Below are 6,930 nucleotides of genomic sequence, written 5' to 3' on the forward strand. Positions count from 1 at the left end.
AGGGGCTGTTCCTGAGCGCGTGACCGAAAGCCGGCGGCCTTTCAGGCAAGCGAGTGAAACACCAGTCTTGCCGTCGCCGAATCAAAGTACAGGGATTTCCACGGCAGGACGATCTCCGCCCCGCCGTTATCTCCGCGGGACAGGATCACATAGCGCAGCTGCCTCGTACGCACATCGACCAGCAACTGCGATACCTCGCCGATGATCTCCCCTTCGGCGGTAACGACCGGGCAGTTGTACAACATGTCCGCGGCGCGGGATTCACGTACTGACAGGCGCACGAAGCGAGTCGGCCGCGCGCTGTTCCGGGTCTGCCTGCCCATCGATACTGGCATGACTGCTCCATCAAAAAATGCAATGACACAAACTTTTCGGACACTGACTGCACCTCGGGCAAGCCAACACCCCTTGCGCGACCGTCTCCGGGAAGTCCCTAAACTGTGCGCGCTCCGTCAGAACTGGTCCAGCTCACGCGACGCGAGCCGCGTGCGCCGAGGGCGCCGCCGCCGATACCGATTGCCAGTGCCAGGGCGACGGTAAGAAAGATCGCCCACGCGGCGCGTCCGGCATTCTGCATCGCGGCTTCCGTCGTCGCTCGGCCTTGCGGTGAAGCGCGCTCCGGCGATCCGGACAGAATCAGCGCCTGGTCGACGATCGCACCGGCCCTGGTTTTATCCATGCCCATGGTATTGGTAAGTTGCTGCACCGCCTGTTCGCGCTGACCGGCCTGGATGGCGCGCTGGAAGCGTTGCAGCGATTCGGCATCCATATTGCCGAGCTGGCTTTGGATCGCAGCGCCGATCGGCGAACGGCCGCCGGCCTGTGCGGTGTTTTGCGCCAGCTGGCTCACGTTCGAAAACACGCCGCTCATCAGCGTGCCGCCGATGGAGGTCGCCAGCATGGCGAAGATGATGGTCGTTACTGCCCAGGATACGGCACCATGCAATACGCCGTCGGCCTTGCGCTTCAGGCCCGACATGCGAGCCGCAACATAGCCACCGACGAACGCAGCGACCAGCATGCTGAACCCCGCCCAGAGCAGCGGCCCGACACCAAGCGTTTCGCCCTGGGTGACATCGGCGTTCGAAAGCCCGGTCGCAATACCCAATAACGTGAGCGCAAGTTGAATGGAAATACCGACTGCGACGCCGGCCAGCACCGCTCCCCAACGTATGGCCGGAAACAGCGGACGGCGTGAATGGATGGTCGTATTGACTACTTCATGCTCGACCACGCCATTCCCTGTCCCGCTTCCCGGAGGATAGTTGCTTGCCATATCGATGCTCTCGGATAAAAAGAAAATGAAAGAAATCCAGGCCTCGCCCCTCGATTCACTTCCCGCAAACGCAACATCCATGCCCATTTATCAAAGTAATATTTTTGAAAAGGTGGGGGACGCGAAACCAGCGCGCCGGCTTTGCAGGCTACTCAGCATCAATGCCCGGCTGGATTTCTTCCTTCTTTCAAGACAACCGGCAGGGAAAGTTTGGACGCGACGATAGTGAGATCGGGCAATCGCATGCCATCCATGAGCATCGCGTACTCTCACGATGCACTGTCCCACGTCAATCCAACCCGCTATAGAACAGGACCCGGGAACCGTGCAGCGAAACCTCATGGCATGGCGCCGCGCATCAGCGTCACAACGCATCTTCCTCCATCACATGGTTTCGCAATGAAGAGGTTCACATCGACAACAGCACATCAGCCGCCCTCATCGTCTGCGTCGCTCCACAGACGAAGGAAACGGCCAATCAGCGGAGTCGCTCTACAATCACGCCTTCCGCGACACGCACCCGCTCACCGATCTGAACGACAGGTGGCGTGTCCTGCATGAGGGTCTGCATCGCGCCGTTATCCATGCGCACGGAAATACGGTATGCCTGGTCATTTCCGCGGGGATTGTTCTCCATGCGGTTACCGATCAGTCCGCCGCCGATTGCGCCGGCCACGGTGGCGGCCTTTCTGCCTGTGCCGCCACCGACCTGGTTGCCGAGCACGCCGCCGACCACCGCGCCGCCGACGGTGCCCAGGCCAATGCCGCCGGAGCTCCCTTCACGCTGCACCATGTCGATGGACTGCACGACACCGTAACCCGACGCGCTGCTAGTGGTGCCTGCCGTGGTCGTCACGGGAATCGATTCACCCGGCCCGTTCGTGGAACCGCAAGCAACCAGCGTGAGCATGGAGCTTCCGATCAAAGCGGCCTTCAGGAATTTGGTTCGCATTGGTATCTCCTTTTCTGTAAATATCCGATGTTCCGAAAAACATCCGGATGAGAAAGTTGAGTCTTGAAATTTCGTTTATGCACTTTACGTGCCACAAATCGCACCAATGCACCGCAGCAGCGCACGTGTTTTTCATTATCGTCATTAACCCTTCCGGCCGGCACGACGAACTGTCGTAGTTTTTACAGGCTTCTGTAGTAATTACGCATGGTTTTCCGCGGCTGAAAAACCGCCGGTTCGTTCCTCTCGCGCAGCATGTCTTTTCAACGGTTTATTGCACTGCATGAAGGGTAGGTACATGCCTTGCTTTAAGCACAAGGCAGCTCTTCCAAGCCATCAACAATTCCTATAATCATGCGAAAAATTGCCCTAATCAGCGAGCATGCCTCGCCGCTGGCTTGCATCGGCAGCGTCGATAGCGGCGGCCAGAATGTCTATGTGGCACAGCTTGCAAAGCATCTTGCGCGTCTTGGCTACCTGGTGGATGTCTTTACACGGCGCGATGATGAAGCACAGGAACAAGTGACTGAATGGATGCCGAACGTGCGCGTCATCCATGTTCCCGCCGGTCCGGCGCGCTTCATCCCAAAGGAAGCGATGCTTCCCTACATCGAACAATTCGGGCGATTCATGATCCGGTTTGCACGCAGGCAAAAAGTGCCTTATGACCTCGTGCACGCCAATTTCTTCATGTCGGGCATGGTGGCGCAGCAGATCAAGAAAATGCTGGGCATACCGTTTGTCATGACCTTTCATGCATTGGGAAAAGTACGGCGCCTGTCGCAGGGCCAGGCCGATGCGTTTCCGGACATCCGCTTCGCCATTGAAGAGCAACTGATGCAAGATGCCGACCGGATCGTCGCGGAATGCCCGCAGGACCTGCAGGACATGGAGCAGCTTTATAACGCGCCCCGCGACCGGATCGATGTCGTGCCATGCGGTTTCGATCCGGATGAATTCGGACCGCTGAGCACCGACACCCGTCAGCAACTCGGCTTGCCGCGCGATGATTTCATCATCCTGCAGCTTGGCCGCATCGTGCCGCGCAAGGGCATCGATAACGTGATACGTGCCGCAGCCGTGCTGCGTCATGAGCATGGCATCCGGTCCCGCCTGCTGATCGTCGGCGGCGACGGCGAAAAGCCGGACCCGGTAGCCACGCCCGAGCTTGGTCGGCTGATGGCGCTGGCCGATTCGCTGCGCATCGAAGACTCCGTGCAGTTCACCGGCAAGCGGGGGCGCGATCAATTGCGCTACTACTACAACGCCGCCGACGTTTTCGTTACCACGCCCTGGTACGAACCGTTCGGCATTACGCCGCTGGAAGCCATGGCATGCGGCACACCGGTCATCGGGACCGCGGTCGGCGGCATCAAGACCACCGTGGTGGACGGCGAAACAGGCTATCTCGTACCACCCAACGATGCCCATGCACTGGCCGCGCGGCTGGCCTTGCTGCAGCAGCAGCCGCAACTGGGCCAGCGCCTCGGCTGGGCCGGCATGCGGCGCGCGTATCAGCAATTCACCTGGCGTCATGTGGCAACCCAGATCGCCGATGTCTACGAAAACGCGATCGAACCCGAAACACTGTTCACAGAACCGTTACGCGCGGCGGCCGGCGAGATGAGCCTGGGCTCGTGACGCCCTGCGGCCCCGCCTGTTTTTTGGCACTTCAGCATTTACTTCCTTGGAGATTTAATTGAGCGACACGACTGCATCCACACCTTCCACAAGCCAGGAACTGTCCGGCAAGGTCATCCTCGTCACGGGCGGCGCCAGCGGCCTCGGCGCCGCGCTTTCGCATGTACTCACGGAAGCGGGTGCGCAAGTCATGGTGGGCGACATCAACCACGACAAGGCATTCCGCGTGGCGGACCTGCTGCGCACCCAAGCCATCGCATTCGATGTCAGCGATCCGGAACAGGCACGGAAGGCAATTGAAGACACGGTGAAGCAGTTCGGCAAGCTGGACGTCCTGATCAACAATGCCGGCACCGACGTTACCTGCTCCCTGGACGAGGTCGACATTGCCGACTGGGACAGGGTAATGCGCACCAACCTCTTCGGCCCCTTCCTGCTATCAAAATTTGCCGTACCGCACCTGCGCCAGACCAGCGGCCAGATCATCAACATCGCCTCCACCGCCGCCAAGCGCGCCTGGCCGAACGCCTCGGCCTATCACGCCAGCAAATATGGCGTGCTCGGACTGTCGCACGCACTGCACGCGGAACTGCGTCCGCAGAAAATCAAGGTGACCGCGGTACTGGCCGGTGGCATGCGCACCCCCTTCCTGCTCGACCGCTTCCCGGACATCGACGTGTCGACATTGCAGGACCCGATGAATGTGGCGAAGGCCGTGAAGTCGGTGCTGACAATGCCGGAACAGACGGTGATTCCGGAAATCATGGTGCTGCCGATGCAGGAAACGTCGTGGCCGTGATGAGATGAAGCATGCTTACAAACTTGCGCTTACGAAAAAGCCACCTGACTAGATAAGCCAAGTTATGTGCGCACAAAGAGGCTGTGGCAGTTGAATTCCGCATGGTGCTGCAGGAAAAGTACAGGCCGGACGGATAAGAAACGAAATCTGTCTGAGCGAAGGCGAGTATATTTCGCTTCCCTGCTTGGCCCGTACTTTCCCGGGCGAAGCGGTACGCGCTTGCAAGCGCGTACCGTTACGCAGGCGGGCAGCATGCTGTCCGAAACCCTTGCAAAACCCTTCGCGGAAATGACGGCGACGCGGTTACTGCTACTAACTCCAGTGCCGTGTCGCAGATACAGCGCCGAAAAAAGCAAAGAGATTATTCCGAAGAAGTGTTTGCGATTTATGAACATGCCGCCAAGAGGAAACGTTAAGGTTTCAACTAACAGAGTGTGTTTGCACGCCATGCCTGAACGCAATTACATCATCGCAACAGCGCCAGCCGCAGAAGCCCGTCTTCTCGCCAGGACAAGCAACCAGACACGCCGGCACCAAAGATTTCCAAACCAACACCACCACCCATCATGCAAGCAATTTTCCTCGACAAGGACGGCACCCTCGTAGAAAACGTCCCCTACAACGTCAATCCGCATCTCATTGAACTCACCTGGCTCGCCGGCCCCGCCCTGCAACTGTTCCAGCAGATGGGGTACAAACTATTTGTCGTCAGCAACCAGGCCGGCATTGCCAAGGGCATCTTCACCGAGTCGGCGCTCGGTCCGGTCGAACGGCGACTCGGTGAACTGCTCGCGCAGTACGGCGTCAGGCTCGACGGCTTCTACTATTGCCCGCACAGTCCGCAAGGCGTGATCAACCGCTACACCGTCGCCTGCACCTGCCGCAAGCCGATGCCCGGCATGCTGACCAGGGCTGCGAACGAGCATGGCATCGACCTCCATCAATCATGGATGATCGGCGATATTCTCGATGATGTCGAAGCCGGCCAGCGTGCGGGTTGCCGCACCGTGCTGATCGACAACGGCAATGAAACCGAATGGAAAATGTCGCCCCAGCGCAAGCCGGACCTGACGGTGCCCAACCTGTACGCGGCGGCGCGGGCAATAGAGTCTTATGGCCGTCTGCCGCTGGAGAACGGCGTCGACGCCATCGACGGCATGGTTGCGCCCCTTCCTGCGAACGGCAGCATTGGCAGCGAGGCGGCTCGCCCATGACGGCGGCCGGATGGCGGGATGCCGGCAACCTGCTGTGCATCCGGCTCGACTATCTCGGCGATGTATTGATGATGACGCCGGCGATCAGGGCGCTGAAGCGGTCCCGTCCCGGTCGCCGCATCACGCTGATGACCTCGCCCGGTGGTGCGGCCGTGGCGCGCTACATCGCCGACGTGGACGCGGTGATCAGCTATCCTGCGCCGTGGCTGAAAAGCAGCTCGCCGCATCCGCCCGACGTCGATCTTGCCATGGCCCGGACCCTGCGCGCCGGCGGCTTTGACGGGGCCGTCATCTTCACCACCTATAGCCAGAGCGCCCTGCCCGCTGCGATGCTGTGCTATCTCGCGGGCATTCCGCTGCGGCTGGCGCATTGCCGCGAGAATCCCTATCAATTGCTGACCGACTGGATACCCGATCCCGAACCGCATCTTCAGGTGCGGCATGAAGTTCGCCGCCAGCTCGATCTGGTGGAAAAAGCCGGTTGCCGGACCGAGGACGAACGCCTGTCGATGCAGATTCCGCCGGACGACCTGGCAGCGGTATGCCATCGCCTGGAATCGCTGGGTATCGACGGTGACCGGCCGTGGATCGTGTTACACCCCGGCGCGACCGCGCCGTCACGGCGCTATCCGCCGCAACGCTGGCGCGAGGTTGCACAACTGCTCGCGGAACGGCTGGCCTGCCCGCTCGTCTTTACCGGCAGCCAGCAGGAGAGCATGCTCGTCGATGAGATACGGGACGGCATCCCGCTTGCCATATCGCTCGCAGGCAAACTCGGCCTGGGCGAGCTGGCTGCGCTGATTTCAATGGCGCCCGTTCTGGTGGCCAACAATACCGGCCCTGCCCACATCGGCGCGGCAGTCGGCACACCGGTGGTGGATCTGTATGCACTTACCAATCCGCAACACACCCCCTGGCAAGTTCCGAGCAGGGTACTGTTCCATGATGTGCCCTGCCGCAACTGTTACAAAAGCGTCTGCCCTGAAGGGCATCACGCCTGCCTGGCGAACGTGGCTCCGGCCCGGGTCGCCGATGCGGCGATCGAATT

The 6,930-nt window shown here is 60.3% G+C and carries 7 protein-coding genes; 4 read left to right on the forward strand and 3 right to left on the reverse strand.

What is annotated here, in order from left to right; all coding sequences use genetic code 11:
- Window positions 1-41: 41 nt before the first annotated feature.
- From VGU61_RS03940 to VGU61_RS03950, 3 genes are all read right to left on the reverse strand, one after another.
- Window positions 42-335 (reverse strand): PRC-barrel domain-containing protein, encoded by a 294-nt coding sequence (locus VGU61_RS03940; RefSeq protein ID WP_326857796.1) that lies wholly within the window; start codon window positions 333-335, stop codon window positions 42-44.
- Between the two features lie 98 nt (window positions 336-433).
- The gene (locus VGU61_RS03945; protein ID WP_326857797.1) at window positions 434-1,276 is read right to left on the reverse strand and encodes a hypothetical protein; all 843 of its coding nucleotides are present in this window, start codon (window positions 1,274-1,276) and stop codon (window positions 434-436) included.
- 478 nt (window positions 1,277-1,754) lie between these two features.
- Window positions 1,755-2,228 carry a glycine zipper 2TM domain-containing protein gene (locus VGU61_RS03950; RefSeq protein ID WP_326857798.1) on the reverse strand — a complete coding sequence of 158 codons (474 nt, stop codon included), beginning with the start codon at window positions 2,226-2,228 and terminating at the stop codon, window positions 1,755-1,757.
- Window positions 2,229-2,582: 354 nt separating this feature from the next.
- On the opposite strand from VGU61_RS03950, the gene VGU61_RS03955 reads away from it, so the two are divergent.
- The 4 genes from VGU61_RS03955 to VGU61_RS03970 form a co-directional block, all read left to right on the forward strand.
- Window positions 2,583-3,869, forward strand: coding sequence for a glycosyltransferase family 1 protein (locus VGU61_RS03955; protein WP_326857799.1), 1,287 nt, complete (start codon window positions 2,583-2,585; stop codon window positions 3,867-3,869).
- Window positions 3,870-3,927: 58 nt separating this feature from the next.
- The gene (locus tag VGU61_RS03960; RefSeq protein ID WP_326857800.1) at window positions 3,928-4,668 is read left to right on the forward strand and encodes an SDR family oxidoreductase; all 741 of its coding nucleotides are present in this window, start codon (window positions 3,928-3,930) and stop codon (window positions 4,666-4,668) included.
- Window positions 4,669-5,234: 566 nt separating this feature from the next.
- Complete coding sequence (locus VGU61_RS03965; protein WP_326857801.1) at window positions 5,235-5,882, forward strand: HAD family hydrolase; 648 nt, start codon at window positions 5,235-5,237, stop codon at window positions 5,880-5,882.
- A partial coding sequence (locus VGU61_RS03970) for a glycosyltransferase family 9 protein (RefSeq protein WP_326857802.1) occupies window positions 5,879-6,930 on the forward strand: 1,052 nt, incomplete at its 3' end. The genes VGU61_RS03965 and VGU61_RS03970, both read left to right, overlap by 4 nt.

The organism is Noviherbaspirillum sp., from assembly GCF_035944575.1.
Taxonomy (GTDB): Bacteria; Pseudomonadota; Gammaproteobacteria; order Burkholderiales; family Burkholderiaceae_D; genus Noviherbaspirillum.